Annotated in this window: 25 protein-coding genes and 1 tRNA gene; 13 read left to right on the top strand and 13 right to left on the bottom strand. The window is 64.6% G+C overall.

Going from position 1 to position 25,718, the window contains the following annotated elements:
* Positions 1 to 175: 175 nt before the first annotated feature.
* Positions 176 to 340: a ribbon-helix-helix domain-containing protein gene (locus AC3WN8_RS24490; RefSeq protein ID WP_492672116.1), complete on the bottom strand. Its 165-nt coding sequence runs from the start codon at positions 338 to 340 to the stop codon at positions 176 to 178.
* Positions 341 to 1,024: 684 nt separating this feature from the next.
* On the opposite strand from AC3WN8_RS24490, the gene AC3WN8_RS24485 reads away from it, so the two are divergent.
* Complete coding sequence (locus AC3WN8_RS24485; RefSeq protein ID WP_492672115.1) at positions 1,025 to 1,231, top strand: cold-shock protein; 207 nt, start codon at positions 1,025 to 1,027, stop codon at positions 1,229 to 1,231.
* 111 nt (positions 1,232 to 1,342) lie between these two features.
* Here AC3WN8_RS24485 and AC3WN8_RS24480 read toward each other — a convergent pair whose 3' ends face one another.
* On the bottom strand, positions 1,343 to 1,798 hold the full coding sequence (locus AC3WN8_RS24480; RefSeq protein WP_492672114.1) for a YegP family protein: 456 nt from the start codon (positions 1,796 to 1,798) through the stop codon (positions 1,343 to 1,345).
* A 192-nt stretch (positions 1,799 to 1,990) separates the two neighbouring features.
* Between AC3WN8_RS24480 and AC3WN8_RS24475 the strand changes: the two genes are divergently transcribed.
* The 3 genes from AC3WN8_RS24475 (at position 1,991) to AC3WN8_RS24465 (ending at position 3,943) form a co-directional block, all read left to right on the top strand.
* Positions 1,991 to 2,075 (top strand) — tRNA-Leu (locus tag AC3WN8_RS24475).
* Positions 2,076 to 2,237: 162 nt separating this feature from the next.
* The gene (locus AC3WN8_RS24470) at positions 2,238 to 3,176 is read left to right on the top strand and encodes an ABC transporter ATP-binding protein (protein WP_492672113.1); all 939 of its coding nucleotides are present in this window, start codon (positions 2,238 to 2,240) and stop codon (positions 3,174 to 3,176) included.
* The gene (locus AC3WN8_RS24465; protein ID WP_492672112.1) at positions 3,176 to 3,943 is read left to right on the top strand and encodes an ABC transporter permease; all 768 of its coding nucleotides are present in this window, start codon (positions 3,176 to 3,178) and stop codon (positions 3,941 to 3,943) included. Before AC3WN8_RS24470 ends, AC3WN8_RS24465 begins: the two co-directional genes overlap by 1 nt.
* 136 nt (positions 3,944 to 4,079) lie before the next feature.
* Here the strand turns inward: AC3WN8_RS24465 and AC3WN8_RS24460 are convergent, their stop codons facing one another.
* The 5 genes from AC3WN8_RS24460 to AC3WN8_RS24440 form a co-directional block, all read right to left on the bottom strand.
* On the bottom strand, positions 4,080 to 4,358 hold the full coding sequence (locus tag AC3WN8_RS24460) for an integration host factor subunit beta (RefSeq protein WP_492672111.1): 279 nt from the start codon (positions 4,356 to 4,358) through the stop codon (positions 4,080 to 4,082).
* Positions 4,359 to 4,649: 291 nt separating this feature from the next.
* A complete protein-coding gene (locus AC3WN8_RS24455) occupies positions 4,650 to 5,858 on the bottom strand; it encodes an ABC transporter permease (protein WP_492672142.1) in 1,209 nt (402 codons plus the stop codon).
* Positions 5,858 to 6,559 (bottom strand): ABC transporter ATP-binding protein, encoded by a 702-nt coding sequence (locus AC3WN8_RS24450; RefSeq protein ID WP_492672110.1) that lies wholly within the window; start codon positions 6,557 to 6,559, stop codon positions 5,858 to 5,860. Before AC3WN8_RS24450 ends, AC3WN8_RS24455 begins: the two co-directional genes overlap by 1 nt.
* Positions 6,549 to 8,234 carry an efflux RND transporter periplasmic adaptor subunit gene (locus AC3WN8_RS24445; RefSeq protein ID WP_492672109.1) on the bottom strand — a complete coding sequence of 562 codons (1,686 nt, stop codon included), beginning with the start codon at positions 8,232 to 8,234 and terminating at the stop codon, positions 6,549 to 6,551. The genes AC3WN8_RS24450 and AC3WN8_RS24445 overlap by 11 nt, the downstream gene beginning before the upstream one ends.
* Positions 8,231 to 9,625, bottom strand: a complete 1,395-nt coding sequence (locus AC3WN8_RS24440) for an efflux transporter outer membrane subunit (protein ID WP_492672108.1) — start codon at positions 9,623 to 9,625, stop codon at positions 8,231 to 8,233. Before AC3WN8_RS24440 ends, AC3WN8_RS24445 begins: the two co-directional genes overlap by 4 nt.
* A 147-nt stretch (positions 9,626 to 9,772) precedes the next feature.
* Here AC3WN8_RS24440 and fabD point away from each other — a divergent pair, with 147 nt between their 5' ends.
* The 6 genes from fabD (at position 9,773) to mltG (ending at position 14,844) form a co-directional block, all read left to right on the top strand.
* Positions 9,773 to 10,711 carry an ACP S-malonyltransferase gene (gene fabD / locus AC3WN8_RS24435; protein ID WP_492672107.1) on the top strand — a complete coding sequence of 313 codons (939 nt, stop codon included), beginning with the start codon at positions 9,773 to 9,775 and terminating at the stop codon, positions 10,709 to 10,711.
* 127 nt (positions 10,712 to 10,838) lie between these two features.
* Positions 10,839 to 11,576 carry a 3-oxoacyl-[acyl-carrier-protein] reductase gene (fabG, locus tag AC3WN8_RS24430; protein WP_492672106.1) on the top strand — a complete coding sequence of 246 codons (738 nt, stop codon included), beginning with the start codon at positions 10,839 to 10,841 and terminating at the stop codon, positions 11,574 to 11,576.
* Positions 11,577 to 11,615: 39 nt separating this feature from the next.
* Positions 11,616 to 12,170, top strand: coding sequence for a hypothetical protein (locus tag AC3WN8_RS24425; RefSeq protein WP_492672105.1), 555 nt, complete (start codon positions 11,616 to 11,618; stop codon positions 12,168 to 12,170).
* Positions 12,171 to 12,269: 99 nt separating this feature from the next.
* Positions 12,270 to 12,506, top strand: coding sequence for an acyl carrier protein (locus tag AC3WN8_RS24420; protein ID WP_222988582.1), 237 nt, complete (start codon positions 12,270 to 12,272; stop codon positions 12,504 to 12,506).
* Positions 12,507 to 12,611: 105 nt separating this feature from the next.
* Entirely contained in the window at positions 12,612 to 13,871 is a 1,260-nt protein-coding gene (gene fabF / locus AC3WN8_RS24415; protein ID WP_492672104.1) for a beta-ketoacyl-ACP synthase II, read from the top strand.
* Between the two features lie 4 nt (positions 13,872 to 13,875).
* Positions 13,876 to 14,844, top strand: a complete 969-nt coding sequence (gene mltG / locus AC3WN8_RS24410) for an endolytic transglycosylase MltG (protein WP_492672103.1) — start codon at positions 13,876 to 13,878, stop codon at positions 14,842 to 14,844.
* Positions 14,845 to 14,878: 34 nt separating this feature from the next.
* Here mltG and AC3WN8_RS24405 read toward each other — a convergent pair whose 3' ends face one another.
* The 6 genes from AC3WN8_RS24405 to AC3WN8_RS24380 form a co-directional block, all read right to left on the bottom strand.
* Complete coding sequence (locus AC3WN8_RS24405) at positions 14,879 to 15,313, bottom strand: hypothetical protein (RefSeq protein WP_492672102.1); 435 nt, start codon at positions 15,311 to 15,313, stop codon at positions 14,879 to 14,881.
* Positions 15,314 to 15,477: 164 nt separating this feature from the next.
* Positions 15,478 to 16,419: an N-acetyl-gamma-glutamyl-phosphate reductase gene (gene argC / locus AC3WN8_RS24400; RefSeq protein WP_492672101.1), complete on the bottom strand. Its 942-nt coding sequence runs from the start codon at positions 16,417 to 16,419 to the stop codon at positions 15,478 to 15,480.
* Positions 16,416 to 17,198 (bottom strand): C40 family peptidase, encoded by a 783-nt coding sequence (locus tag AC3WN8_RS24395; protein WP_492672100.1) that lies wholly within the window; start codon positions 17,196 to 17,198, stop codon positions 16,416 to 16,418. The genes argC and AC3WN8_RS24395 overlap by 4 nt, the downstream gene beginning before the upstream one ends.
* Before the next feature lie 25 nt (positions 17,199 to 17,223).
* Positions 17,224 to 17,541 carry a MarR family transcriptional regulator gene (locus tag AC3WN8_RS24390; protein WP_492672141.1) on the bottom strand — a complete coding sequence of 106 codons (318 nt, stop codon included), beginning with the start codon at positions 17,539 to 17,541 and terminating at the stop codon, positions 17,224 to 17,226.
* Positions 17,542 to 17,703: 162 nt separating this feature from the next.
* Positions 17,704 to 19,092, bottom strand: coding sequence for a leucyl aminopeptidase family protein (locus tag AC3WN8_RS24385; protein ID WP_492672099.1), 1,389 nt, complete (start codon positions 19,090 to 19,092; stop codon positions 17,704 to 17,706).
* Between the two features lie 169 nt (positions 19,093 to 19,261).
* Positions 19,262 to 19,891: a TetR/AcrR family transcriptional regulator gene (locus AC3WN8_RS24380; protein WP_492672098.1), complete on the bottom strand. Its 630-nt coding sequence runs from the start codon at positions 19,889 to 19,891 to the stop codon at positions 19,262 to 19,264.
* 113 nt (positions 19,892 to 20,004) lie between these two features.
* On the opposite strand from AC3WN8_RS24380, the gene AC3WN8_RS24375 reads away from it, so the two are divergent.
* The 3 genes from AC3WN8_RS24375 to AC3WN8_RS24365 are packed head-to-tail and all read left to right on the top strand — an operon-like array spanning position 20,005 to position 25,712.
* Positions 20,005 to 21,135 carry an efflux RND transporter periplasmic adaptor subunit gene (locus tag AC3WN8_RS24375; RefSeq protein WP_492672097.1) on the top strand — a complete coding sequence of 377 codons (1,131 nt, stop codon included), beginning with the start codon at positions 20,005 to 20,007 and terminating at the stop codon, positions 21,133 to 21,135.
* Between the two features lie 13 nt (positions 21,136 to 21,148).
* The gene (locus tag AC3WN8_RS24370) at positions 21,149 to 24,322 is read left to right on the top strand and encodes a multidrug efflux RND transporter permease subunit (protein ID WP_492672140.1); all 3,174 of its coding nucleotides are present in this window, start codon (positions 21,149 to 21,151) and stop codon (positions 24,320 to 24,322) included.
* Positions 24,315 to 25,712 (top strand): efflux transporter outer membrane subunit, encoded by a 1,398-nt coding sequence (locus AC3WN8_RS24365; protein WP_492672096.1) that lies wholly within the window; start codon positions 24,315 to 24,317, stop codon positions 25,710 to 25,712. Before AC3WN8_RS24370 ends, AC3WN8_RS24365 begins: the two co-directional genes overlap by 8 nt.
* Positions 25,713 to 25,718: the final 6 nt, after the last annotated feature.

Raw genomic sequence — 25,718 nt, 5'->3', positions numbered from 1 at the left:
GATCGGCTTTCGCGCGCACAGCAGACAAGATCTTCCGGGGAGATGCTTATGAATCCGGGCGCGACTACGCATGAACTGTCACCGCTGGATCACCTGTGGGCCGTTTGGTTGCAGCCACCGGGTTACCGTAACCCCGCCATCGCGGCAAATGGCGGATGGGGGGCGCTCGCGCCGGTCAGCCTAGGCGGCTGACGATCATTCGCCGGATGGCTTCCTGCCGGGTGATCGCGACGCCTTCACGCGCGATCCAGTCATCCAGTGCGTCGATGAGTTCCCGCTCGAGGCGGATGCCAACGAGGATCTTGGCGCCGCCATCGCCATCGACGCGGGGCCATCCCACGGCTGAATGCCTCATGATACGCTACCTTTGTTCGAACCGTGCCAAACATCGACACGCTCCGTCAACGAATGGGGCCGCCGATTTCATCCATGGCGATCGCCGCGGGGGCCGCAGAGATTGCGAATCAGGTGCTTGGCGATCCGCCATCGTCTGGCAGATGCAGGGGGTGGCTTGCCTGACTTTCGCGATATCCGCGGATCCGCTCGAAATCCGTGTCCGGCCCCATTTCGATCTTTCGACCGCGATAGGCGATCACCAGCTTCATTCGCGCAGCGGGATCTGGCGCATCGCTTGCGTCGGACGTCGCGTTTGCCGGGCTGGGCGCGGCTTGGGCAAGATCCTCGTTTTCGTCTTCAGGCGACACGGGTGGTTACCCTTGATCGCAAGCGGGAGCACTTTGGTCTCTCTGCCGCCGGGCGCTTGCATCCGAAGACCGGCGATATGTCATCCTATCCGATATGATACGATCTGGCGAGAAATATGCATCGGCTCGCTTCGAAGCGCGGAAATAAATCCGCGCTCCTTCCAGCATTGCTAAAATAATATGTCGCTGATATATAAGACGACGCTATCGTCGCCTGCGACGGAAAATTATCCCCTTGGGCTCAATCTTCCTTTTCACGCTACTGGCGCTTCGGAAAGAGTTTTCCGAGGCTTCTTTCTATTTTCCTGAAGGGAAGACATATGCCTATTGGTACCGTAAAATTCTTCAATGCCGACAAGGGTTATGGTTTTATCCAGCCCGAAGATGGCGGCAATGACAGCTTCGTCCACATCTCCGCCGTCGAGCGCGCGGGTATGAGCACGCTGAACAAGGACCAGCGCGTCAGCTATGACGTCGAGGCCGATCAGCGCGGCAAGCAGTCCGCCGTCAACCTCCAGTCCCTCTGATTTCGATCGGCCTTGCGCGCGTTTCCGACGCCGCAGGGCCAGGTCGAACATAGCCTTCCGGGCGGGCGCTTTGGCGTCCGTCCGGAAGATGATTGCCGCATGGAGCGCGCCTCAGGCGTCCCGCGGTAGCGATGGTCCTTGCGGGCGACGTCGTATCTCCGCCGATCCCGCCGCCTGCCGCAATGCGTCCACCGCTGCGACGCAGGCATTTTCGGTGCGATAGCCGGCACCTGCTGCCAGCACGGCGCCACTGGCGGTACAGAAGCGCCAGCGCCAGTCCCCACCGGTTCGCAGGACCGTCGTGAGATTCACTTCCTGGGCGCGGAATATATCGAAATAGGGTGGTGAAAGATCGTTCGATACGTGCAGCGGCACGGATCTCCAGGGATATTGGCCGATCAATCCGCCGTCGCCGGCTATACCGGCAGAAACCTTGTCTTCAACCGCCAACCGGCCGGGTTCGGTGCGCTCCAACAGGAATGGCGCGGCCTGCGGTTCGGCCGTTACGCCGTCATTGGCGCCGGCTGGCCGGCTGCGCGGCGGTGATGTGATATCGGTGTGGATCAACGCAAGTCTCCCGCTTGCAAGCGGGAGCGGCGTGTCTCTCGGTCGTCGCGTGCCTGCGGGCCCGTCGGTGCGGCGATGCACCTTCCTACGCCCATCGGCTGTTCGCGCAAAGCACATATGCCCGATGACGCCTGTGAATCTGTGTTGCCCTCTTGCGCTTGAGCGGCTCGACGCTCCATGAGAGCCGCCGGCGCCCCCTTGGCGAAATTGGTAGACGCACGGCACTTAAAATGCCGGGCCTGATGGCGTCCCGGTTCGAGTCCGGGAGGGGGCACCAGCTTGTTTTCGCCTCGGGCGCCCGCGGCGACGTCCGTCGCCTTGGCTTCCCTCGCACAAGCGCGGGCGGGCGTTCGGCCTTGGCCCCCCAACGGGTTCGACCTTGCTTGCGATATGCCACATGCCGTTGCAGCGCCGCTGCGGAGCGCCTAGATAGCGTCCGATGCAGCCGATCATTTCGATCTCGGATCTCACCAAGACCTACAAATCCGGCCACCAGGCGCTCAAGCGCGTGGACCTGGAGATTCGCAAGGGTGAGATCTTCGCGTTGCTCGGGCCGAACGGCGCGGGCAAGACCACCTTGATCAACATCGTTTGCGGCATCGTCCGGCCGAGCTCCGGCGTCGTGATCGCCGACGGCCACGATATTGTCCGCGATTATCGTGCGGCCAGAACCAAGATCGGTCTCGTTCCGCAGGAATTGCATACCGACGCGTTCGAGACGGTGCTGGCCACGGTCAGCTTCTCGCGCGGACTGTTCGGCAAGGCGCCGAACCCGGCCTATATCGAGAAGATCCTGCGCGACCTGTCGCTGTGGGACAAGCGCAAGTCGAAGATCATGGAATTGTCGGGCGGCATGAAGCGCCGCGTGATGATCGCCAAGGCGCTGAGCCACGAGCCCGAGATCCTGTTCCTCGACGAGCCGACGGCGGGCGTCGATGTCGAGCTGCGCCGCGATATGTGGGGGCTCGTCCACGAGCTGCGCGAGAAGGGCGTCACCATCATCCTGACCACCCATTATATCGAGGAGGCCGAGGAAATGGCCGATCGGGTGGGGGTGATCAGCAAGGGCGAGCTGATCCTGGTCGAGGAAAAGCGCGCGCTGATGAAGAAGCTCGGCAAGAAGACGCTGACCCTGAACCTGTCCGAGGTGATGACCGCGTTGCCCGCCGAACTGTCCGACTGGGCGCTGGAGCTCAAGGACGACGGCCATGAGCTCGAATATGTGTTCGACACGCATGACGAGCGCACGGGCATCCCGTCGCTGCTGCGGCGGATGAGCGATCTCGGCATCGGCTTCAAGGATCTCAACACGCGGCAAAGCTCGCTCGAGGAGATTTTCGTGAGCCTCGTCCATGACGACACGGCGGGGAGCAAGTGATGGGGTTCAACGCGCACAGCGTCTGGGCGATCTACAAGTTCGAGGTCGCGCGCTTCGGGCGGACGGTGCTCACCAGCCTGATCACGCCGGTCATCACCACCTCGCTTTATTTCATCGTCTTCGGCTCGGCGATTGGGTCGCGGATGACCGAGATCGGCGGCGTGCCTTATGGCGCGTTCATCGTGCCCGGGCTGATGATGCTGACGATGTTCACCGAGAGCATCTTCAACGCCAGTTTCGGCATCTACATGCCCAAATGGTCGGGCACGATCTACGAATTGCTGTCGGCGCCGGTCTCGGCGATCGAAACGGTGATCGCCTATGTCGGCGCAGCGGCGACCAAGTCGCTGGTGATCGCGACGATCATCTTCGCGACGGCGCATCTGTTCGTCGACGTGCAGGTGGCGCATCCGCTGGCGATGGTGGGGTTCATGGTGCTGATGGCGGTCACATTCTGCCTGTTCGGCTTCATTCTCGGCATCTGGGCGCAGAGCTTCGAACAGCTTCAGGTCGTGCCGATGCTGGTGGTGATGCCGATGACCTTTCTCGGCGGCGCCTTCTATTCGATCGACATGCTTCCCGCCGCGTGGCGGACGGTGACGCTGTTCAATCCGGTCGTCTATCTGATCAGCGGCTTTCGCTGGACCTTCTTCGGCAAGAGTGACGTTGCGATCGAGGTCAGCCTGATCGCGGTCTTCGCGTTCCTGGCGATCTGCCTGGCTGTGGTCGGCTGGATGTTCCGGACAGGGTATCGGCTGAAGAACTGAGGGGCGCAGTAAAGAGTCCGAACCAAGGCGTCACCCCAGCGAAGGCTGGGGTCTGCTGACCAGATCGCGCATAGATGCCAGCGTTCGCTGGCATGACGTGGGTTGGATCAGCTCGCTGGACTAATCCGCTCCAGCTCTAGACGTTCAGGCGCTCGCGCATTTCCTTGCCCGGCTTGAAATAGGGGACGCGTTTGGCGTCGACATCCACCGATTCACCGGTACGCGGGTTGCGCCCGACACGCGCGGTGCGCGACCGTGTGGAAAAGGCACCGAAGCCGCGCAGCTCGACGCGACCGCCTTCGGCCAGGCGTGCGGTGATTTCGTCGAAGAACACGTCGACGATGCGCTCGACATCCTTGATCGAAAGGTCGGGATTTTCGCCGGCAAGCCGCTGGACGAGTTCTGATCGGATCATTCTCAAACCCCTAAATCATGCCGGTCAAGCCCGACCCATCCCGACAGGGCCGGCCACCCGAAGAACCGGGTAGAATGTCACGGAGCCAATCGGACAGCATCGAACGGCTAACTTCGATCATCTTGCCGAAAACCATGTAATTTCGCAAGTTTTTCCGCGAGGCCTTCGCGATCAAGCGTACCGAAGCGGGACCGAAAAATCAGCCATCCACCTGAAAATACTGAATAATCACTCAAAGCCCCGAATCGGACCGTTTCCAGCCGCCGGTCGTTTCGGGTGCGAATCGCTTGCCTATTCATGGCGCAGCGCATCGATGGGGTTGAGTTGAGCAGCGCGGCGCGCCGGAAAATAGCCGAAGACCACACCTATCGCCGCAGAAAAGAGAAAGGCCAACAGGTTGATCTTCACATCGAAAATGAAGGGAACTTGCATCAGCGGCGCGATCGTGATCGAAGCGATCAGCGCGAGGAATATGCCGATCAACCCGCCCAGGCACGACAGCACGATCGCCTCGACCAGGAACTGAAGCAGCACTTCGCGCGCCACCGCGCCGATGGCGAGGCGGATGCCGATCTCGCGCGTCCGCTCGGTCACCGAGACCAGCATGATATTCATGATGCCGATGCCGCCGACGAGCAGCGAGATGGCGGCGACGGCGGCCACGATCTGGGTCAGGATGGTGGTGGTGCCGGTCAGCGTGTCCGAGATCTGTTTGGTATCGAACACGTTGAAATTGTCCTGGTCGCCGGGTTTGATCCGACGCCGTTCACGCATCAATCCTTCCAATGATGCCTGGACCGCTGCCGAGTCATAGGCATCGTCGACCGCGACCATGATCAACCCCAGGTCGCGATTGCCGGTGAAGCGGCGCTGGACGAACTTGATCGGCATCACCGCCACATCGTCCTGATCCTGGCCGAAGCCGCCCTGACCGCGCGTCGCGAGCACGCCGATCACCTGGCAGCTCACGCCCTTGATACGGAAACGCTGGCCGACCGGGTCGGCCTGCTTGAACAGATTCTTGCGCAGCGTGCTGCCGATGATGCAGACCGGTTTTCCAGCCTCCTCTTCCTCGGGCATGAACAGCCGGCCCGATTCCAGCGGCCATTGCTGCGCCTCGAAATAGGATGCGGTCGTGCCGTTGACGGTGGTCGACCAGTTATTGCCTTCGTAGATCGCGGTGCCGGAACTCTGCGCCTGCGGCGCGACCGCACGGACACCCGTGATCTGGTTGGCGATGGCGGTGACGTCCTCGGGCTTGAAGTCCGGCGGTCGCGGCCCGCCGCCGCCACGACCGAAACCCTGGCCGGGACGAAGCTGGAGGATATTGGCGCCGAGACTTGCGATCTGCTCGCGCACCGCGGCGGTCGCGCCATTGCCGAGCGTGGTCATGGTGACGACCGCGGACACGCCGATGATGATGCCGAGCGTCGTCAGGAAAGACCGCAGCTTGTGGCGCAGGATCGCACGAAAGGCGAGGGTGACGGTGGTGCCGAGGATCATGCCCGCTTCCCCTTTTCGGTGCGCTCGACCAACCCATCCTTGAAATGGACGATGGTGCGCGCGAAAGCGGCCATATCGGGCTCGTGCGTGACCATCAGCACGGTGATGCCGCTGTTGCGATTGAGGTCGGTCAGCAATTCCATGATCTCGACCGAGCGCTCGCTGTCGAGATTTCCGGTGGGTTCGTCGGCGAGCAGCACGTCCGGGTGCGTGACGATCGCGCGCGCAATGGCGACGCGTTGTTGCTGTCCGCCCGACAATTCGGCCGGAGTATGGTCCCACCATGGTTTCAGCCCGACCTTGTCGAGCGCAGCCATGCCTGAATCGTAGCGCGTCTTCTTGTCCTCGCCGCGATAGAGCAAAGGCAGCTCGACATTCTCGAGCGCTGTGGTGCGGCTCAGCAGATTGAACCCTTGAAAGACGAAGCCGAGATATTTGCGGCGGAGCAGCGCGCGCTGATCGCGGTCGAGCGCTTCGACGCGATGCCCCTTGAACTCGAACGATCCACCGCTCGGCACATCGAGGCAGCCGAGAATGTTCATCGTCGTCGACTTGCCCGATCCCGACGGGCCCATGACCGCGACGAAATCGCCGCGCTGGATATCGAGATCGACGCCCTTCAGCGCCTGAAAGGCGGTCGGCCCGCTGCCATAGGTCTTGGTGACCCCGCGCAGACGAATGATCGGATCATTTTCCATCGGACGCGGCCGCTCCACCGGATTGCCCGCGTTGCTGGCGGCGTTCCTCCCGCTTTTTGCGGAATGCCTCGCGTTGTTCGGGCGTCAGGCTGTCCAGAAAGGCGCGACGCTGCTCGGGCGTCATGTCGCGCAGGCGCTGGCCGTCTGGAACGGCGGCTCCGCCCTGTACCGGGGGCGTGCCGGGCGCGGCGGCAACGGTGCCGCCACTGTCGCGCTGCGAGATCGTGCTGGGCGCCGACGTGGCGGAGCTGGCCGCCGGCGTCGCGGCGTTGTCTGCCTTGCCTTGTCCGGCGCCATTGCGCTGACCGCTCTTTTCATCGGTGCGATCGGTCTCGGGCGCCTGCTGGCCGGCCGCGAGTTGGCCGGTGATGACTTTCATGCCCTCCTTGAGGTCGCCGCCTGTGACGACCGTACGGTTGCCGTCACTGTCGCCGATGACGACATTGATCGCCTTGGGCTTGCCGTCGTCACCCAGCACATAGACGGTCTGGCGGCTGCCTGCGCCGAAACTCACTTCGCGCGTGGCGCGATTGCCGAAACGGCGGGGCCCTGGAACGATCTGGCTGGTGATGCCGCCACGCTGACTGCCGCCGGCCTGTTGCGGATTGAAGCGCAGCGCGGAATTGGGAACGAGCACGACGTTCTGGAGCTGCTTGGTGACGATGTCCGCGGTCGCGGTCATGCCCGGCCGCAGCGTCTCGTCGGGATTCTGCACCGACAGGACGGCTGTATAGGCGACGACGGTGCCGGTGCTCGATGAAGCCGCCGACGACGATGATGAACTGCTGCTCGCGGCATTGGAGCCCACATTGACGCGGGTGATCCGGCCGGGGAAGTGGCGGCCGGGAAATGCGTCGACGGTGAAGGTGGCTTCCTGGCCGTCCTTGACCTGGCCGACATCGGCTTCGTCGACCGAAACCTCGACCTCCATCTGCTGGAGATTCTCGGCGATGGTGAACAGCACGGGCGCGTTAAACGATGCCGCCACCGTCTGACCCGGCTCGATATCGCGCGACAGGACTACGCCGTTGACCGGGGAGACGATCCGCGCCCGGCTGAGATTGAACTGGGCGGAGGAAAGCTGCGCGCGCGACACTTCGACCTGGGCCTGAGCCGAACGTATCTGGGCCTGTGCCTGACGGAAATTGGCGCGCGCGGTGTCGAGCTCGGTCCTGGACGGCACCTTGCCGCCCGACAGCCTGAAGACTTCCTCCTGACGAGCGAGCGTGGCACGCGCGAGCGCTTCCTGCGCCTGTGCCTGCGCGACCCCGGCCTGCGAGGCCGAAAGCTGCGAACGGCTTTGCGTCACCGCATCGTTCAGCCGTGACGGATCGAGTATTGCGAGCAACTGCCCCTTGGTGACGCGGTCGTTCACGTCGACATAGACGTTGGTGATCAGGCCCGACTGTTCGGAGCCGACATCGACCTGGTTGATCGGCTTGAGATTGCCGGTGGCGGAGACGGTGACGGTCAGGTCGCCCTTGCGCACCTCGCGGGTGGTATAGTTCGGCTCTTCGCTGCCGCCGAAGCAGCGCGCGACGAGCAGGACCAGGACGACCAGCAGTGCCAGGGCACCGCCGCGCACCGCCCATTTGCGCCATGGCTTGCCGGGCTGGACGCCCAGGAAATCGTCGAGTCCGGCGGTGTTGCCAATGCCATTGGTCGTGTCGTTCATCGGGCAATTCCGTCCATGCTTTGCCATCCGCCGCCGAGCGCGCGATAGAGTTGGACCACCGCCAGCGCCTGGTCGGCGCGGCTGGAGGCGATGCTGTTGCGCGCCGACAGCAGGGATTGCTCGGTCTGCAGCAGCGTCTGGAAATCGGTCAGGCCGGCACGATACTGGCTGCGCGCCAGGATCGCCGAATTGCTGGCGGCGTCGAGCGCGATCGTGAACTCGCCGGCGCGGATCCGCGACGCATTGAGCGCGTTCACGCCATTCTCGACATCCTCCAGCGAGGTGAGGACGGTCTGCTTGTAACCGGCAAAGGCCGCGTCGGCCGCTGCCTGCTGCGAACGGACCACCGAACGCCGCCGGCCGCCATCGAAGATCGACTGGGCGATGTTGGCGAACAGGCCGCCGGTGACGGTGTCGAAGAGACCGCCGAGCGAGAAAGCGCTGGTGCCGATATTGCCGGTGATCCTGAGCGACGGCAGCAAGTCCGCCTGCGCGACGCCGATCCGCGCGGTCGCAGAGGCCAGAGCGCGTTCCGCGGACCGGACGTCGGGCCGCTGACGCAAGGTATCGGCGGGGATGCCGGTGGCGATGTCGGTGGGCGCGGACGGGATCGGTGCGGGTGCCTCGAGCGAGGCGGTGGCTGCACCCGGTGCTTCGCCGGTCAGCACCGCGATACGGTTGAGCGCGCCGCGATATTGGGTCTCGAGGCTCGGGATCGAGGCTGCCGTCCGCGCGCGCTGGGCCCGCGCCTGCTCCTGATCGAGCGAGGAGACCAGCCCGGCCTGGACGCGCCACCCGGCGATATCGAGATTCTCGGAGTCGTTGGTCAGCGTTTCACGCGCGATGCGCAGCTGTTCCTGCGACAGGCGGGCCTGGATATAATTGGTGACGACCTCGGCGGCGATCGCGACGCGGACATTGGCGAGATCATAACCGGCGCCTTCGGCATCGGCGCGCGCCGCTTCGACCGAGCGGCCGATACCGCCGAAAATGTCGATCTCCCATGCAGCGTCGCCGCCCAGCGAGAAACTGCTGCGATCCGTGCCCGGACTGCTGAAGTTGCGCCCCGTTCCCGCCGACGCATCGAGCGTGGGGAGCAGCCCCGCGCGTGCCTGCACCAGCGCTTCGCGCGCCTGGCGCAATCGTGCCGTCGCCTGGGCAAGATCGAGATTGGCCGCGATCGCACGTTCGACCAGCGTATCGAGGGTGGGATCGCCCAATTGCGTCCACCAGCTTGCCATCGCATCGGGCGACAGCGGTTGCCCGGCGCCCTGGCTATAGGCATCGGGAACGCCCAATTGCGTGGGAGCCGCCGGCCGGTAATCGGGCCCGGCCGCACACCCCGCCATCAGCGGGGCGAGGCTCAGTGAAAGGATCAGCTTGCTACGCACCCGTGGATTGACTCCGTTTTCCGCCTGAACGGGAAATGAAATTCATGCGGCTTGCGTGCCGTCATTCCTCTCTCTAGTCCCTGCCGCAACCGGTTTTACGCGCCAAATTATTTTGTGTCGCGAATTGTAACAGGAGCGAAATTTGCGATGAAGGCCTTCATTTTCCCGGGGCAGGGCAGCCAAGCGGTCGGCATGGGCAAGGCACTCGCCGATGCGAGTCCCGTCGCGCGCGAGCTGTTCCAGGAAATCGATGAGGCGCTTGGGCAGAATCTGTTCCGGCTGATGACCGAGGGCCCCGAGGATCAGCTGACGCTCACCGAGAATGCCCAACCGGCGATCATGGCGAACGCGATCGCAACGCTGCGCGTGGTCGAGAAGGAAGGTGGAGTCAGGCTGGCCGACAAGGCGGAGTTCGTCGCCGGCCATAGCCTGGGCGAATATAGCGCGCTGTGCGCGGCCGATGCCTTCGATGTCGCGACCACCGCGCGGCTGCTCAAACTGCGCGGACAGGCGATGCAGGCCGCCGTGCCGGTGGGCATCGGCGCGATGGCGGCCTTGCTCGGCGCGGATATCGAAAAAGCCCAGGCGCTGGCCGATGCGGCCGCGGAGGGTGAGGTCTGCACCGTCGCCAACGACAATGATCCCGGACAGGTGGTGATTTCAGGCCATAAGGGCGCGATCGAGCGCGCCGTCGCGCTGGTCAAGGATCACGGCATCAAGCGGGGCATCCTCTTGCCTGTGTCCGCGCCTTTCCACTGCCCGCTGATGCAGCCCGCCGCCGATGCGATGGCCGAGGCGCTTGCCGTCGCCGCGATCCGCGCCCCGCTGGTCCCGGTCTATGCCAATGTCACCGCCGCGCCGGCGGCCGATGCCGATATCATTCGCGGCCTGCTGGTCGAACAGGTGACCGGCCGCGTGCGCTGGCGCGAATCGGTGGTGGCGATGGAGGCTGCCGGCGTCACGCAGTTCGTCGAGTTCGGCGGCAAGGTGCTCGGCCCGATGGTCAAGCGCAGCGCGGTCGGTGACGTGGAGGCGGTGAGCCTGGTGTCGATGGACGATATCGAGGCCCTGCTGAAGACGCTTTAGGTTTCGCGCGTCGCCGTTCCCACCGACGTCATGCCAGCGAAAGCTGGCATCCATGCGATCTACGGTGCGGGCGAATGCATCATATGGGCTCCAGCTTTCGCTGGAGCGACAGGAAGGAAAACGGAAGATGTTCGATCTGACGGGAATGACCGCGCTGGTGACTGGCGCTTCGGGCGGAATCGGCTCGGCGGTGGCGAAGGCGCTGGCCGGGCAGGGCGCTCGGCTCGCGCTTTCGGGATCCAATGCGGAGAAGCTGGAGGCGTTTCGTGCCGAACTCGGCGGCGATCATGTCGCGCTCGCCTGCGATCTCTCGGATGGCGCGGCGGTGGACGGACTCGTGCCGCGCGCGGTCGAAGCGCTGGGGCAGCTCGATATCCTGGTCAACAATGCCGGCGTGACTCGTGACAACCTGACCATGCGGATGAAGGACGAGGAATGGGAAACCGTGATCCGCGTCAATCTCGAGGCCGCATTCCGCCTCGTCCGCGCCGCGTCGAAACCGATGATGAAGGCGCGATTCGGACGTATCGTCTCGATCACTTCGGTCGTCGGCGCGACGGGCAATCCCGGGCAAGCCAATTATGCCGCGTCGAAGGCCGGGTTGGTCGGCATGTCCAAGGCGGTGGCGCAGGAGCTGGCCAGTCGCAACGTCACCGTCAATTGCGTCGCGCCCGGCTTCATTCGCTCGGCGATGACCGATGTTCTGCCCGAAGCGCAGAAGGATGCGCTGCTCGGGCGGATTCCGGCGGGCAAGCTGGGCGAAGGTGACGATATCGGCGCGGCGGTGGTCTATCTGGCCAGTCGTGAGGCATCTTACGTCACCGGCCAGACCTTGCACGTCAATGGCGGGATGGCCATGCTCTGATCGTCCCCCAAGCCGGGCGATCGATCGAAGGGAAGCGCGATGAGGATCAAGTTGCTCGCCGGCGCGACCCTGGCTGCCTTGTTGTTGTCGCCCGTGCCGGCGCTGGCCGCTGACGCCGCAACGCTGGGCTGCATTGCGGACGGGCTCGATCCATCGATTCCCAGGCAGCTTTCCGACGATCTGTTTCAATCGATCGACGCGGAGACGGCACGGCCGCCCGGAGATGAAGCGGTCGAGGCCGTCGCCGCGCAGGCAGCCGCCTGCAAACAGAAACATGGCTGGTCCGACGTGGCGTTCGAGGCGGCGATCGGCCACGTCATCGCAGCGCTCACTGTCCCGGGTGCCGAACGCGCACTGGCCGGCGACGGATTCGACCCGGTCACGGTGACGCGCATTTTCCGTGCTCTGCCCGACGATATGCGTGCCAGCTTTCAACAGGATCCGATTCCCGATGCGACGATCGCCGCCTATATGGGCGCCGTCGCAGCGGCGGGTTTGAAGGTGGAAACCGAAATGCATGGCGAGCATCTGGGCATTCTCGCGGCTTTGCTTGCGGTGGCTGAAGTCGATCGTGCGAAATTCATTGCGAATTAGCGCGATCCGTGAAGCTGCTCCGCGGCCCTCTTGCCAGCGGCGCAGTGGCACATTAGGTGCGTCCTGAAGCTGAACACCCATTAAGAAAAGGATGACCTCATGAGCGAGACCGCCGACCGCGTGAAGAAAATCGTCGTCGAACATCTCGGCGTCGAGGCCGAAAAGGTGACCGAAGACGCGAGCTTCATCGACGATCTGGGCGCGGACAGCCTTGATATCGTCGAGCTCGTCATGGCCTTCGAGGAAGAATTCGGTGTCGAGATTCCCGATGACGCGGCCGAGAAGATCTCGACCGTGAAGGACGCGATCTCCTATATCGACGCCAACAAGGGCTGATCGGCTGGCCGTTCGGCCGCCCAAGGATATAGAAGCGGCTTCCCGACCCGGGTTCATCAGGGCCGGGGAGCCGTTTTGCTTTGGAATTTCTATCGGAGTGAGACTATGCGCCGCGTCGTCGTAACCGGACTGGGCCTCGTGACGCCGCTCGGGGCGGAGGTCGAAACCGTCTGGAGGAACCTGATCGCGGGTAAATCCGGCGCAGGACAGATCACGCGTTTCGACGCGACCGATTATGTCTGCCGCATTGCATGCGAAGTGAAGCCTGCGGACCATGAATATGGCTTCGATCCTGGCAAGCGCGTCGACCACAAGGTCCAGCGTCAGGTCGATCCCTTCATCATCTATGGCATCGACGCCGCCGGCCAGGCCTATGAGGATGCGGGGCTTGCGGATCTGACCGAGGCGCAGCGCTATCGCGCGGGCTGTTCGATCGGATCGGGAATCGGCGGCCTTCCGGGCATCGAGGAAGAATCGATCGTCCTGCACGAAAAGGGGCCGCGCCGCGTCAGCCCACATTTCGTCCATGGCCGCCTGATCAACCTCATCACCGGTCAGGTTCAGATCAAATATGGGCTGATGGGCCCCAATCATGCGGTCGTCACCGCCTGCTCGACCGGCGCGCACGCCATCGGTGACGCGGCACGGATGATCGCGATGGACGACGCGGACATCATGCTGGCGGGCGGTTCGGAGGGTGCACTGTGCCCGCTGGGTATCGCTGGCTTTGCGCAGGCGCGTGCCTTGTCGACCAATTTCAACGACGAGCCGGCCCGGGCCAGCCGCCCCTGGGACAAGGAACGCGACGGTTTCGTCATGGGCGAGGGCGCGGGCATCGTCTGCCTCGAGGAATATGAGCACGCCAAGGCGCGCGGCGCCAAAATCTATGCCGAAGTGCTGGGTTACGGCCTGTCGGGCGACGCCTATCATGTGACGGCGCCGCATCCCGAGGGCTCGGGCGCCTTTCGCTCGATGGAGATGGCGATGCGCAAATCGGGCCTGTCGCTGTCCGACATCGACTATATCAACGCGCACGGCACTTCGACGCCGCTCGGCGACGAGCTGGAGCTGGGGGCGGTCAAGCGGCTGTTCGGCAGCGATATTTCCGGCTTGTCGATGAGTTCGACCAAATCGGCCATCGGCCATCTGCTCGGTGGCGCGGGTGCGGTCGAATCGATCTTCGCCATCCTGGCGATGCGCGATCAGATCGTGCCGCCGACTCTCAATCTCGACAATCCCAGCGACGGCTGCGAAGGCGTCGATCTGGTGCCGCATGTCGCGAAGGAGCGTCGGGTGAAGGCGATCCTCAACAACAGCTTCGGCTTTGGCGGGACCAACGCCAGCCTGGTGATGCGGGCGGTCTGACAAGGTGAAGAAGGCCGGCTGCCTCGGCCTCGTCGTCGCGATCGCGGTCGCACTGGCTGGGCTCTACCTGTTGCGCAGCTGGGGCGGCCCGGGGCCGGCCGAGCAGAATCTGACCGTGATCATCAAGGACGGATCGTCGCTGACCGGCGCCGCGCGGACGCTCGAGCAGGCCGGGGCGATCCGTTCCGCGGACACGTTCCTCACCTTTGCCAAGCTGTTCGGGGACGATGCCCCGATCCAGTCCGGCGAATATCGCGTGCCCAAGGGCGCCAGCGCGTCCGACGTGCTCAAGATGCTCCAGGGCGGCAAGACGCTGCAGCGTTTCGTGACCGTGCCGCCGGGCATGCCTTCGATCCTGGTCCAGGAAAAGCTGATGGCCGAGAAGCTGCTGACCGGATCGGTGCCGGTTCCGCCCGAGGGGTCGGTGCTGCCCGATTCCTACAGCTTCGAGCGCGGCGAGCCCCGCGCCGCGGTGCTCAAGCGGATGCAGGATGCGATGACCAAGAAGCTCGCTGCGCTCTGGGCGACGCGCAAGCCGACCAGCGCGGTATCGAGTCCGCGTGAAGCGATCATCCTGGCCTCGATCGTCGAGAAGGAAACCGGCGTGCCGGGCGAACGCCGCATGGTTGCCTCGGTCTATGGCAACCGCCTGCGCACGGGGATGAAGCTGCAGGCCGATCCGACCGTCATCTATCCGGTGACGAAGGGGAAGCCGCTCGGCCGGCGCATCCTGCGTTCCGAGCTGAATGCCATGAACGGCTACAATACGTATGCGATGGCCGGCCTTCCCGCAGGGCCGATCGCGAACCCCGGCGCCGAATCCATTGCCGCGGTGCTCGATCCCGAGCAAAGCCGGGCGCTCTACTTCGTGGCGGACGGCAGCGGCGGCCACGTCTTCGCCGAGACATTGGCCCAGCACAACGCCAATGTGCAGAAATGGTATGCGCTGCGCCGATCCAAGGGCGAAATGTGATATTCCTCCCCATCGTCGATGGGCCGGATGATGTTCAGCCGATCCAGCCCTTCGCCGCGGCGAAGCAGGTGAACCAGATCTGGATCACGCACATCGCCACGATGAACAGCGGAAAACCCGCAGATCCCCAGCCGAGCTTCTGGCCGCCGCGATAAGGGCCGAAGAACCAGCCGAATTGAAGCACCACTGCGGCCAGCGATATGACGAACGCCCATCGCGCAACATCCATGCGCATCGCGAGCAGCACCGCCCCGGCAAGCCCGGCCCCGACGGCAACGACATAAGCGAGCTTGATGACGCCAGGCTGGGCGGTCCAGGCATCGCGTTGCGCTTCGGGAAGGGCTGCAAGCTTCTCGGGCGCGATCGTCATCTGGCTATAGCAGGCCCAGCATCCCATCAGGCCCCACAGGATGAAGACGGCGACAACGATCCAGAACCATGTCGGCGCGACGATGGCGGCTTCATTCATGATATCCCCCCTTGTTGCCCAAGGCAGGGAAAAATGCGCCTAAGCCGCGATCAAGGCAAGCTCCGGTAAAGTCGATCGCCATTGCGAAGCGCACAAGCGGCGAAGCAACCCGGCATCGGTCGCCCCGCTCGCAATAACGAGCATTTCAAGATCGCTGGATCCCTCTACAGCCGCAGCCCGGCATATTCGTCGAGCCCGATCGCCAGGTTGAGATTCTGGACAGCGGCACCGCCGGCGCCTTTGCCGAGATTGTCGAGCGCCGCGACCAGGCGCACCTGGCCCGCCGCTTCATTGACGAAGACGAACAACTCCAGCCGGTCGGTGCCTGCGGAACGCTCCAGTGTCAGCAGCGAGGGATCGCCGTCCTGATGCACCGAGACCAGCCGGCTGCCGGCATAGGCCTCGGCAAGCGCAGCGCGCAGCGCGGTGGCGCTCGGCGCGTTCGCCATGGCGCACAATTGCAGCGGCACTTCGACCAGCATGCCGCGATAGGCGCGCGCGACGGCGGGCATGAACAGCGGCGGGTGGGCGAGGCCGCCCTGTACCTGCATTTCGGCGACGTGCTTGTGCCCCAGCCCGAGCGCATAGATGCGAAACGCGGTATCGGTCGCGTCCGGCGCCGCTGCATCCTCAAAGGCCGCGATCATCGACTTGCCGCCACCCGAATAGCCGGAAGTGGCGTTGACCGTGAACGGCCAGTCCGCCGGGATCAGCCCGACGCGGACAAGCGGGCGGACAAGCGCCAGAAAACCGGTAGGGTAGCAGCCCGGATTGGAGATGCGCGTTGCCCCGGACAGTTCGGCGCGGCGCTCGGGCTCGATCTCGGCAAAGCCATAGGCCCAGCCCGGAGCCGTGCGGTGTGCGGTCGAGGCATCGATCACCTTGACCGCGGGATTTTCGATCAGCGAAACCGCTTCGCGTGCAGCATCGTCCGGCAGGCAGAGGATCACGGCGTCCGCATCATTGAGCGCGCCGCGCCGTGCCGCGGCATCCTTGCGATCCGCATCGGAAAGCACGGTGACGGACAGGTCGCTCCGTCCTGCCAGCCTTTCGCGGATCTCCAGCCCGGTCGTGCCCGCGGCGCCATCGATGAAAACGCGCGTCATGGCCGCCGCACCGTCGCCGCGCTCGTGCGCGCCTCGACATCGGCCAACGGCTCGATAGTGACGTTGCCGCTATGTGCGGTGGCGTGGATCATGCGATCTCCATCGATCATCATCCCGACATGGCCGGGGAAAAAAGCCAGGTCGCCGCGCTGAGCGTTCTCCCCGACTGCAAGCGGAGTCCCCATAGCGGCCTGGAGATCGCTGTCACGCGGCAGCGCAACGCCCGCCATGGCATATGCAAGCTGCACGAGCCCCGAACAGTCGATGCCGCGCAGGGTGCGGCCGCCCAGCAGATAGGGAGCGCCCAGGAAGCGTTCGGCCACCGCCACGGGATCGAAGGTCGCGTCGGGGGCCGCCACGTCGCCGAGCGCGATCGCGCCAAGCGGGGTCTCGATCACATCGCCTTGTACGGTGCCCTCGATCATCGAGCCCATGAACAGGACGTCACCCCGATCGGCGCGGGTTTCGGGAGCCGCGATCCGCCAGGTCCCGTCATGCGCAGTGGTCAGCGCATCCTGGCGCACATAGCCGACATAATGGTCGGCGCGGCAATAGCCCCAGGCCCAGCCGCCATTGAGGTCGAGCACTTCGAACGCCTCTCCATAGAGCAGTTCCGACACCCGCGCTGCATCGTCGCTCGGCCGCTCGCGCACCGGCGTTGACGGCACGGCGCAGTTCCGGCTCATTGGACAGGCATAGTGGGGGGCAAAGAGCGTGCCGGCGAGCGCGATGTCGGCGACGTCGCCGCGCACGGCGTTGATCCGGCGATCGAGGATCACCGAAGGGCCGGTCAGGCCGAACCGGTCACATGGTTTCGCGTGAGCGCGCTCCGTTCGTGTTGTCGATGAGTTCACCGAAGCCTTCAAGAAATTCTGTCCCTTCACGCGTCTGCGCGACGAAGATGTTGCGGCGGTCCGCATCATCGCGCTGGCGGCGCAGATAGCCGAGCGTGCCCAGTTTATTCAAGGCGCGCGTCACGACCGGCTTCGAAACATTCAGGATACGGGCAAGCCCGCGCACCGTATGCGGTCCCGGTTTCAGGTAGACGACGAGCAAGAGCGCCATCTGTCGATTGGTCAGATCGGGTTCGCCGGAGCGGACATAATCCGTCAGCGTCCTCATCCAGCTTGTCAGAATCGCCTCGTAAACCACCGAGCCATCACCTCGCTCTGCCTGTCGCGCCGATCGGAACGGCTACGTCATGGCATAACGCGCTACTGGCGCTGCGGTTTCCCGATCGGGTTGCTTTTATCGCGCAGCAGTCTCGTTTCGGGGGAGAAATGCTTATCCGTAACGCGCTTTCATCATGGCCCAGGCGGCGCGCAGCCCCAGAGCGTCTCCGCCCTTTGGTCGGCCGGGCTTGGTGGCGGGGCGCCAGGCGAACGTATCGAAATGCGCCCAAGGTGTATCCTTGGGCACGAAGCGTTCGAGGAACATCGCGGCCGTCACGGAACCGGCAAAGCCGCCATCGGGCGCATTGTTGAGATCCGCGATGTCGGATTTGAGCATTTCGGCATAGCCCGGCCAGAGCGGCAGGCGCCAGAGCGGGTCGTCCTCGGCGGTGCCGGCGGCGAGCAGGGCATCGGCCAATGCATCGTCATTGGCGAACAATGCTGGAAGATCGGGGCCCAGCGCGACACGTGCGGCACCGGTCAGGGTCGCGAAATCGACGATCAGCGCGGGATCGTTTTCCGCCGCCCTGGTCAGCGCGTCGCCGAGGATCAGCCGGCCCTCCGCATCGGTATTGGCGACCTCCACCGACAATCCCTTGCGGCTGCGAAGCACATCGCCGGGACGGAAGGCATTGCCGGAGATGGCATTCTCAACCGCGGGAATGAGCAGATGAAGCCGGACGGGCAGGCGATGTTCCATCACCAGCCGTGCGAGCGCGAGTGCGTGCGCGGCGCCGCCCATATCCTTCTTCATCAGTCGCATGCCGGCGCTCGGTTTGATGTCGAGCCCACCGCTGTCGAAGCACACGCCCTTGCCGATGATCGCGACACGCGGATGCGCGGGATTGCCCCATTCGAGCTCGATCAGGCGCGGCGCGTGCGTCTTGTCCGCGGCCTTGCCGACCGCATGGACCATCGGATAGCCGGTCTCGAGGTCATGCCCCTTGGTGACGCCGATCGTCGCGCCATGCGTTTTCGCAAGTGCTTCGGTCGCATGTTGCAATTCGGCAGGCCCCAAATCGGCCGCCGCGCTGTTGACCATGTCGCGGACCAGCGCGGTTGCGGCGGCAATGCGTACGGTCTCCTCGATCCGTGCGACATCGCCGGTCAGCAGAATGCGCGGCCCGGTGGCCTTGTCGTCCTTGCGATAGCGTTCGAACCGATATTGCGCGGTCAGCCAACCCAGCATGGCGGGGCCCGGTTCACCGTGCGCCAGCCGATATTTTCCTTCGGGAAGCGTTTCCGCCAGCCTGGCAAGGCACCAGGGGGAAAGCGCTGCAACATCGGCGACGACACTGACGACCGACCAATCCTCCACCTTGTCTCCCGGCAGGATCGCGCTGGCAAAGCCGGTCGGTTTCAGCCTCTGCGCTTCGATCGCGGCGCGATGCCGTGGCGGCTGGGCCTTCACCCATTCGTCATAGCCCTTGGGATCGACGAGATGGATGAAGCGGGCGGACTGGCCCTTGTCGGGCTGGATCAGGCTGGAAAGATCGGTCATCCGGTCTCGCTAGACCCGGATCGAACCGGGCTCAATCGGCGTGATTGACGAATCTTGTCCAATCGCCCGGAAATGTCCGATTCGAGTTGTGAAGGGGAAAGGCTCTCGGCGCCATATCTTGAGCGCTTCCCGGCCGAAAAACCGGTCCCTGCCTTTTTTGGAAATCGCTCTAGCGGAATCTGAAATGGCCGAGGAAGGGCGCCAGGCGCCAATCCAACCCGGCCTCGATCAGCGGCGGCGGCGCGATCGCGGTCATCGCGCGAAGTTGGGCGTCGCTGATGATCGTGGCCCAGAAAAGCTCCGCCGCCGCTTCGGGGCGATCGATGTCGGCGCGGCCCTCACGGGTCCAGCGCGCGAAGATCTCCGCCATCTCCTGGACCACCGGCACATGGAAATCGCGATGGAATGCGCGCGAGAAATCGGGATCGCGCATCGATTCGACGATGATGACGCGCATCAGCGCGATCACGTGCGGCATCATCATATGTTCGTAAAGCTGGTGCGCATAACGCATCAGCAGCACGGCAGTGGATTCGCCGCCATCGGTACCCTCTTCCATCCGGCAGAGATCCGGGCCGCTCTGGCGTTCGACGACCGCATGAAGCAGCCCCTGCTTGTTGCCGAACAATTCGTAGACCGTGGCCAGCGATCCGCCGGAGCGCTCGATGATCGCGGCCAGGCTGGTCCGCTCATAGCCGCGCTCGAGGAACAGCGACTCGGCAGCCTCGACGATCGCGAGCCGGCGTTCCTCACGCCGATTATCGGCGGAAGAGGCGGGGAGGGGCGCGACGACGGTCACGAAAATATGGCTTTGATCGGATTGGTCATTGACTGTAATGTACATTACACTAAAGCGCCCGTCCAATCTTGTTGCAACGCAACATTGCGTGACGTGCCGACAGGGGAAGTTTGATGAAGCGTGTTTTCCCACTCCGGATCGCGGCGGCTGCCCTCGCCGCGGCAGCGCTCGCGTCGTGCGGACAGGAAGCGCCGCCCACGCCACCGCCGCCGCAGGTGTCCATCGTCACGATCCAGCCCCAGTCGGTGTCGAACGTCATCGAACTCCCCGGTCGTGTGCAGGCATATCGCACATCCGAGGTCCGTGCCCGCGTCGACGGCATCGTCCAGGCGCGACTCTATGAGGAGGGCAGCGACGTCGGCGCCGGCAAGCCGCTGTTCCAGGTCGATCCGCGCGAATTGCGCGCCGGCCTCAACGCCGTGCAGGCGCAGCTTGCCCGCGCGCAGGCGACCGCCGCCAACGCCCAGCAGGATGTTCAGCGCTATCAGGGGCTGATCGCGGATCAGGCGATCAGCAAGCAGGAATATGACGCCGCCGTCGCGCGGCTGCGCACCGCCCAGGCCGATGTCGCCCAGGCGCGCGCGCAGCTCGATTCGGCCAGGCTCAGCCTGGGCTACACCACCGTCACCGCGCCGATCTCGGGCCGGGTGGGGCGTGCCCAGGTGACCGAGGGCGCGCTGGTCAGCGCTGCGGCGGGAACATTGCTCACCACGATCGAACAGATCGACCGGATCTACGTCAATTTCTCGCAGTCGAGCTCCGATCTGCTCGCCGTGCGGCGCGACATGTCGTCAGGCAAGCTCACCGTGCCGGCGCTGGGCCGGGTTGAAGTGAAGCTCGTGCTCGAGGACGGCAGCGTCTCTCCGATCACCGGCCATCTCGATTTCCTCGACCTGTCGATCAACGAGCAGACCGGCACCGCCGCGCTGCGCGCCGAATTCGCCAATCCAGGCCAGCTCCTGTTGCCCGGCCAGTTCGTCCGCGCGCGACTGGAGGCCGGCGTCAGGCCCAACGGCATATTGGTGCCGCAGCGCGCCGTGCGGGTCTCGGCCGATGGCGCGAGCGTCATGGTGGTGGGCCCCAAGAATGTCGCGGTTGCCCGGCCGGTGAAGCTCGGTGGGCTTCAGGGCAGCCAATGGGTGATCACCGACGGGCTCAAGGCCGGCGATCGCGTGATCGTCGAAGGCCTGCAAAAGGTCATGCCCGGCCAGCCGGTGACCATCGCCGCACCGGCCAAGCGTTGAGTCCGGTCCGATGATGGCGCCCCGCTTCTTCATCGATCGCCCGGTCTTTGCCTGGGTGATCGCGCTCGGCATCCTGCTGGCGGGCATCATCGCGCTGCGCGGCCTGCCGATCGAGCAATATCCCACCGTCGCGCCGCCGTCGCTGGCGATCACCGTCACTTATCCCGGTGCCGACGCGGCAACGCTCGAGCAGAACGTCACCCAGGTGATCGAGCAGGAATTGAACGGCGTCGAGGGTTTCCTCTACATGGCGTCGACGTCCAATTCGAACGGCACCGCGACGATCACCGTCACCTTCGACGCCGGTACCGACGTCGATATCGCGCAGATGAACGTGCAGAATCGTCTGCGCAGGGTCGAGCAGCGCTTGCCCGAGGAGGTCCGTCGCCAGGGTATCCAGGTCAACGAGGCCAATCCCGGCTTCCTGCTGATCGTCGCGATCACGTCGAAGAGCGGCGGCACGCCGACGCTTGAGCTCGGCAATTTCGCGAGCACGCGGATCGTCGACGAACTGCGCCGCGTCGAGGGCGTCGGCAATATCCAGGCCTTTTCGTCCGAATATGCGATGCGCATCTGGCTCGATCCGGCCAAGCTCGCGACCTATAATCTCTCTGCCGCCGAGGCGCTCGGCGCGGTTCAGGAACAGAACAGCCAGTCGCCCGGCGGCCAGCTTGGCGACCAGCCGATCGCGCGTGGCACCGAAATCAACGCGACGATCAAGACGCAGAGCCGCTTCACCACGCCCGAGCAGTTCGCCGCGATCATCCTGCGCGCCAATCCGGATGGTTCGGCCGTCACGCTCGGCGATGTCGGGCGTGTCGAACTGGGTGCGCAATCCTATCTGTTCGGCACCGAGCTCAACGGCAAGCCGATGGCGGGCCTGGCTGTCCAGCTCACCTCCGGCTCCAATGCGCTGCAGGCGGCGGAAGGCGTGAAAGCGCGCATGGCCGAGCTGGAAAAGGGCTTTCCGCCCGACATCACCTGGTCGATTCCGTACGACACCACGCCGTTCATCACCATTTCGGTGGAGGAAGTCGTCAAGACCCTGGTCGAGGCGATGGCGCTCGTCTTCCTGGTCATGTTCCTGTTCCTCCAGAATTTCCGCGCCACCATCATCCCGACGGTGGTCGTGCCCATTGCGCTGGCCGGCGCGTGCCTGGGGCTCTGGCTGTTCGGCTTCTCGATCAACGTGCTGACGCTGTTCGGCATGGTGCTGGCGATCGGCATCCTCGTCGATGACGCGATCGTCGTAATCGAGAATGTCGAACGCATCATGCGCGACGAAGGGCTGTCACCCTATGAAGCGACGGTGAAGGCGATGGGGCAGATCACCTCGGCCATCATCGGCATTACGCTGGTGTTGATCGCGGTGTTCATCCCGATGGCATTCTTCCCGGGATCGACGGGGGGAATCTATCGGCAGTTCTCGGTCACGCTCGCCATCTCGATCGCATTCTCCGCCCTGCTCGCGCTGACACTGACGCCTGCCTTGTGCGCGGCGCTGCTGAAACCGCACGATCCGGACCATGCGGAGCCTTCGAACCGGTTCCAGGCGGCGACCAATCGTTTCTTCGGTCGCTTCAACGACTGGTTTGCGCGGATCACCGATCGCTACCAGGGGCGTGTTGGCAAGATCCTGTCGGCGCCGCTGCGCTGGCTGGTCGTGTTCGTGGCGCTCGTCGGCATCACCTTCATCCTGTTCCAGCGCCTGCCGGGCGGTTTCCTGCCGCAGGAGGATCAGGGCTATGTCATCACCGTGATCCAGGCGCCGCCCGGCGCGACGCGCGAACGCACCGACGTGGCGATCGGCGAAGCGAAGAAATTCTTCGAAAGTCAGCCGCAGGTGAAGAACATGGTGTTCGTGCGCGGCTTCAGCTTCTTCGGCCAGGGCCAGAACAACGCGATGGGCTTCATCTCGCTCCATCCCTGGGACGAGCGCAAGGGCAAGGACAACAGCGCCGACACGCTGGCGGGCAAGGCTCTGGGCGCGCTGATGCAGATCAAGGAAGCGATGGTCTTCACGCTGAATCCGCCGTCCATTCCCGAACTGGGCACGGCAAGCGGTTTCACCTTCAAGCTCGAGGATCGTGGCGGCAACGGGCCGGCAGCCTTGCTCCAGGCGCGCAACCAGATGCTGGGCATGGCGTCACAGAGCCAGGTTCTCACCGGCGTCCGGCCGGAAGGGCAGGAGGATGCGCCACAGCTTCGCGTCGATATCGACCGGATCAAGGCGCGCGCGCTGGGCCTGTCGGTCGGCGACGTCAACGCCACGCTCGCGCTCGCATTCGGCAGCGCCTATGCCAACGACTTCACGCGTGACGGCCGAGTGCTGCGCGTGCTGCTCCAGGCCGACGCGCCATATCGGATGACGCCGCAGGACGTGCTCGACCTCAAGGTCCGTAACGCGCAGGGCGAGATGGTGCCGTTCGGTGCCTTCACCAGCGTCGACTGGACGGCGGGGCCGCCGCAGCTGCAGCGCTATAACGGCTATCCGGCCATGACGATCTCCGGCACGCCGGCACCCGGCCGCTCAACCGGTGAGGCGATGGCGGAAATGGCGCGGCTGGCAAGCCAGCTTCCCGACGGGTTCACCTTCGAATGGACGGGCATCTCGTACGAGGAACAGCAATCGGCGGGTCAGATCGGGCTGCTGCTCGGCCTGTCGCTGGTCGTCGTCTTCCTGCTGCTTGCCGCGCTTTACGAAAGCTGGTCGGTGCCGATCTCGGTGCTGCTGGTGGTGCCGCTGGGCGTGCTGGGGGCGGTGCTGTTCTCGATGCTGCGCGGGCTCAATGCCGATATCTATTTCAATGTCGGCCTGATCACGATCATCGGCCTCGCCGCAAAGAACGCGATCCTGATCGTCGAGTTCGCGATCGAGCAGGAAGCCGAAGGCAAATCGACGCTCGATGCGGTGATGGAAGCGGTGAAGCTGCGGCTGCGCCCGATCATCATGACTTCGCTCGCCTTCATCCTCGGCATGGTGCCGCTGGTGATCGCCAGCGGAGCCGGTGCCGCCAGCCGCCGCGCCGTTGGCACGGGCGTGATGGGCGGGATGATCGCGGCGACGATCTTCGGCATCTTCTTCATCCCGCTCTTCTACCTGGCGGTCCGCCGCTGGATTTCGAAGCGGCGTCCGCCCGCGCCGGGTGAAAAGGGCCATCACGAACCGGAGCCGGGTCATGCGTAAGTTCGTTCCCGTCGGCGCCGCGCTGATCCTGGCCGGATGCAATCTCGCGCCGCCGCATGAGCGGCCTGCATTGCCCACGGCCGGAGACTATCCTGCCGAATTCTCGGGCGATTCCGTTCCCGGCCGGCGCGCGACCGAAATCGGATGGCGCGATTTCTTCGCCGATCCGCAGTTGGAAGTGCTGGTCGCCCAGGCGTTGAAGCGCAACCGCGACCTGGCCGTCGCGGTCGCGCAGATCGAGGAGGCACGGGGGCTTTATCGCATCCAGCGCGCGGATCAGCTGCCCACGCTTGCCGGCAGCGCCGATGCGACACGCAGCCGCACGCCGGCGGGCGTCACCGGCCTTCCCAACGCCGTCACTGCCAACAGCTATTCTGTCGGCGTTGGCGTCACCAGTTTCGAACTCGATTTCTGGGGACGGGTACGCAACCTGTCCGAAGCGGCCCGACGCCAATATCTCTCGACGGTCGAGGCGAAACGCGCATTTCGCCTGACGTTGGTCCGCGACGTCGCCAGCACCTATCTGGCGCTGCGCGAGGCAAGCGAGCGAACCGCGCTTGCCGAAGCGACGGTGAAAAGCCGCCAGGACGGGCTTCGCATCGCAAAGCGCCGGCTCGACGCGGGCGTGACCTCCGCGCTCGATTATCGGCAGTCCGAAACGCTGCTAACCCAGGCCGAAACCGAGCTTGCCGCCCTGCGACTGACGCGGGCGCAGAGCGCCAATTTCCTGGCGGTGCTGACCGGCGGTCCGGTGACCGAGGCTTTGCCCGACGCGTTGCCTCTGGCGCAGCAGACCCAGTCGCCGGCGCTTGCCGCCGGCCTGCCGTCCGATCTGCTCGTCGCGCGTCCCGACATCATGGGGGCGGAGGAGCGGCTTCGCGCCGCACGCGCCAATATCGGCGCTGCGCGGGCCGCCTTCTTCCCGTCGATATCGCTGACCGGCGCGCTGGGCTTCGCATCGGCCGATCTCGGCAATCTCCTGGGCGGCGACAATCTGCGCTGGAGCTTCGGCCCGGCGATCAGCCTGCCGATCTTCGATTTCGGCCGCAACAAGGGTAATCTGACCGTCGCCGAGGCGCGCGAGAATATCGCGGTCGCGACCTATGAGCGCACCGTCCAGGGCGCTTTCCGCGAAGTGGCCGATGCGCTGGCCGGGCGTCATTATCTGGCGGAACAGGTCGCTGCGCAGGAACGCGGTACGCTCGCCACCCGCCGCATCGCCGATCTGGCGCGTACACGCTATCGCGAAGGCGTTGCCGGTTATCTCGAAGTGCTCGATGCCGAGCGCAACCTGTTCGTCGCCGAACAGGCTCTGATCCAGATCCGTCGCGCCCAGGCCGACAATCTCGTCGCGCTCTACGTCGCGTTGGGTGGCGGCTTGATCGAGTAGGGCGGT

This window comes from Sphingobium sp. FW305-3-2-15-F-TSA7 (assembly GCF_058787155.1).
This window is presented reverse-complemented; position numbering and strand designations above follow the sequence as displayed.

Bases quoted from the DNA above. Each gene is read 5' to 3' on its own strand.
- AC3WN8_RS24485 (WP_492672115.1), top strand. From the start codon at position 1,025: ATGCCTATTGGTACCGTAAAATTCTTCAATGCCGACAAGGGTTATGGT.
- fabF (WP_492672104.1), top strand. From the start codon at position 12,612: ATGCGCCGCGTCGTCGTAACCGGACTGGGCCTCGTGACGCCGCTCGGG.
- AC3WN8_RS24370 (WP_492672140.1), top strand. From the start codon at position 21,149: ATGGCGCCCCGCTTCTTCATCGATCGCCCGGTCTTTGCCTGGGTGATC.
- fabD (WP_492672107.1), top strand. From the start codon at position 9,773: ATGAAGGCCTTCATTTTCCCGGGGCAGGGCAGCCAAGCGGTCGGCATG.
- AC3WN8_RS24420 (WP_222988582.1), top strand. From the start codon at position 12,270: ATGAGCGAGACCGCCGACCGCGTGAAGAAAATCGTCGTCGAACATCTC.
- AC3WN8_RS24375 (WP_492672097.1), top strand. From the start codon at position 20,005: ATGAAGCGTGTTTTCCCACTCCGGATCGCGGCGGCTGCCCTCGCCGCG.
- argC (WP_492672101.1), bottom strand. From the start codon at position 16,419: ATGACGCGCGTTTTCATCGATGGCGCCGCGGGCACGACCGGGCTGGAG.
- AC3WN8_RS24425 (WP_492672105.1), top strand. From the start codon at position 11,616: ATGAGGATCAAGTTGCTCGCCGGCGCGACCCTGGCTGCCTTGTTGTTG.
- AC3WN8_RS24450 (WP_492672110.1), bottom strand. From the start codon at position 6,559: ATGGAAAATGATCCGATCATTCGTCTGCGCGGGGTCACCAAGACCTAT.
- AC3WN8_RS24465 (WP_492672112.1), top strand. From the start codon at position 3,176: ATGGGGTTCAACGCGCACAGCGTCTGGGCGATCTACAAGTTCGAGGTC.
- AC3WN8_RS24365 (WP_492672096.1), top strand. From the start codon at position 24,315: ATGCGTAAGTTCGTTCCCGTCGGCGCCGCGCTGATCCTGGCCGGATGC.
- AC3WN8_RS24445 (WP_492672109.1), bottom strand. From the start codon at position 8,234: ATGAACGACACGACCAATGGCATTGGCAACACCGCCGGACTCGACGAT.
- AC3WN8_RS24385 (WP_492672099.1), bottom strand. From the start codon at position 19,092: ATGACCGATCTTTCCAGCCTGATCCAGCCCGACAAGGGCCAGTCCGCC.
- AC3WN8_RS24470 (WP_492672113.1), top strand. From the start codon at position 2,238: ATGCAGCCGATCATTTCGATCTCGGATCTCACCAAGACCTACAAATCC.
- AC3WN8_RS24405 (WP_492672102.1), bottom strand. From the start codon at position 15,313: ATGAATGAAGCCGCCATCGTCGCGCCGACATGGTTCTGGATCGTTGTC.
- AC3WN8_RS24390 (WP_492672141.1), bottom strand. From the start codon at position 17,541: ATGAGGACGCTGACGGATTATGTCCGCTCCGGCGAACCCGATCTGACC.
- fabG (WP_492672106.1), top strand. From the start codon at position 10,839: ATGTTCGATCTGACGGGAATGACCGCGCTGGTGACTGGCGCTTCGGGC.
- AC3WN8_RS24460 (WP_492672111.1), bottom strand. From the start codon at position 4,358: ATGATCCGATCAGAACTCGTCCAGCGGCTTGCCGGCGAAAATCCCGAC.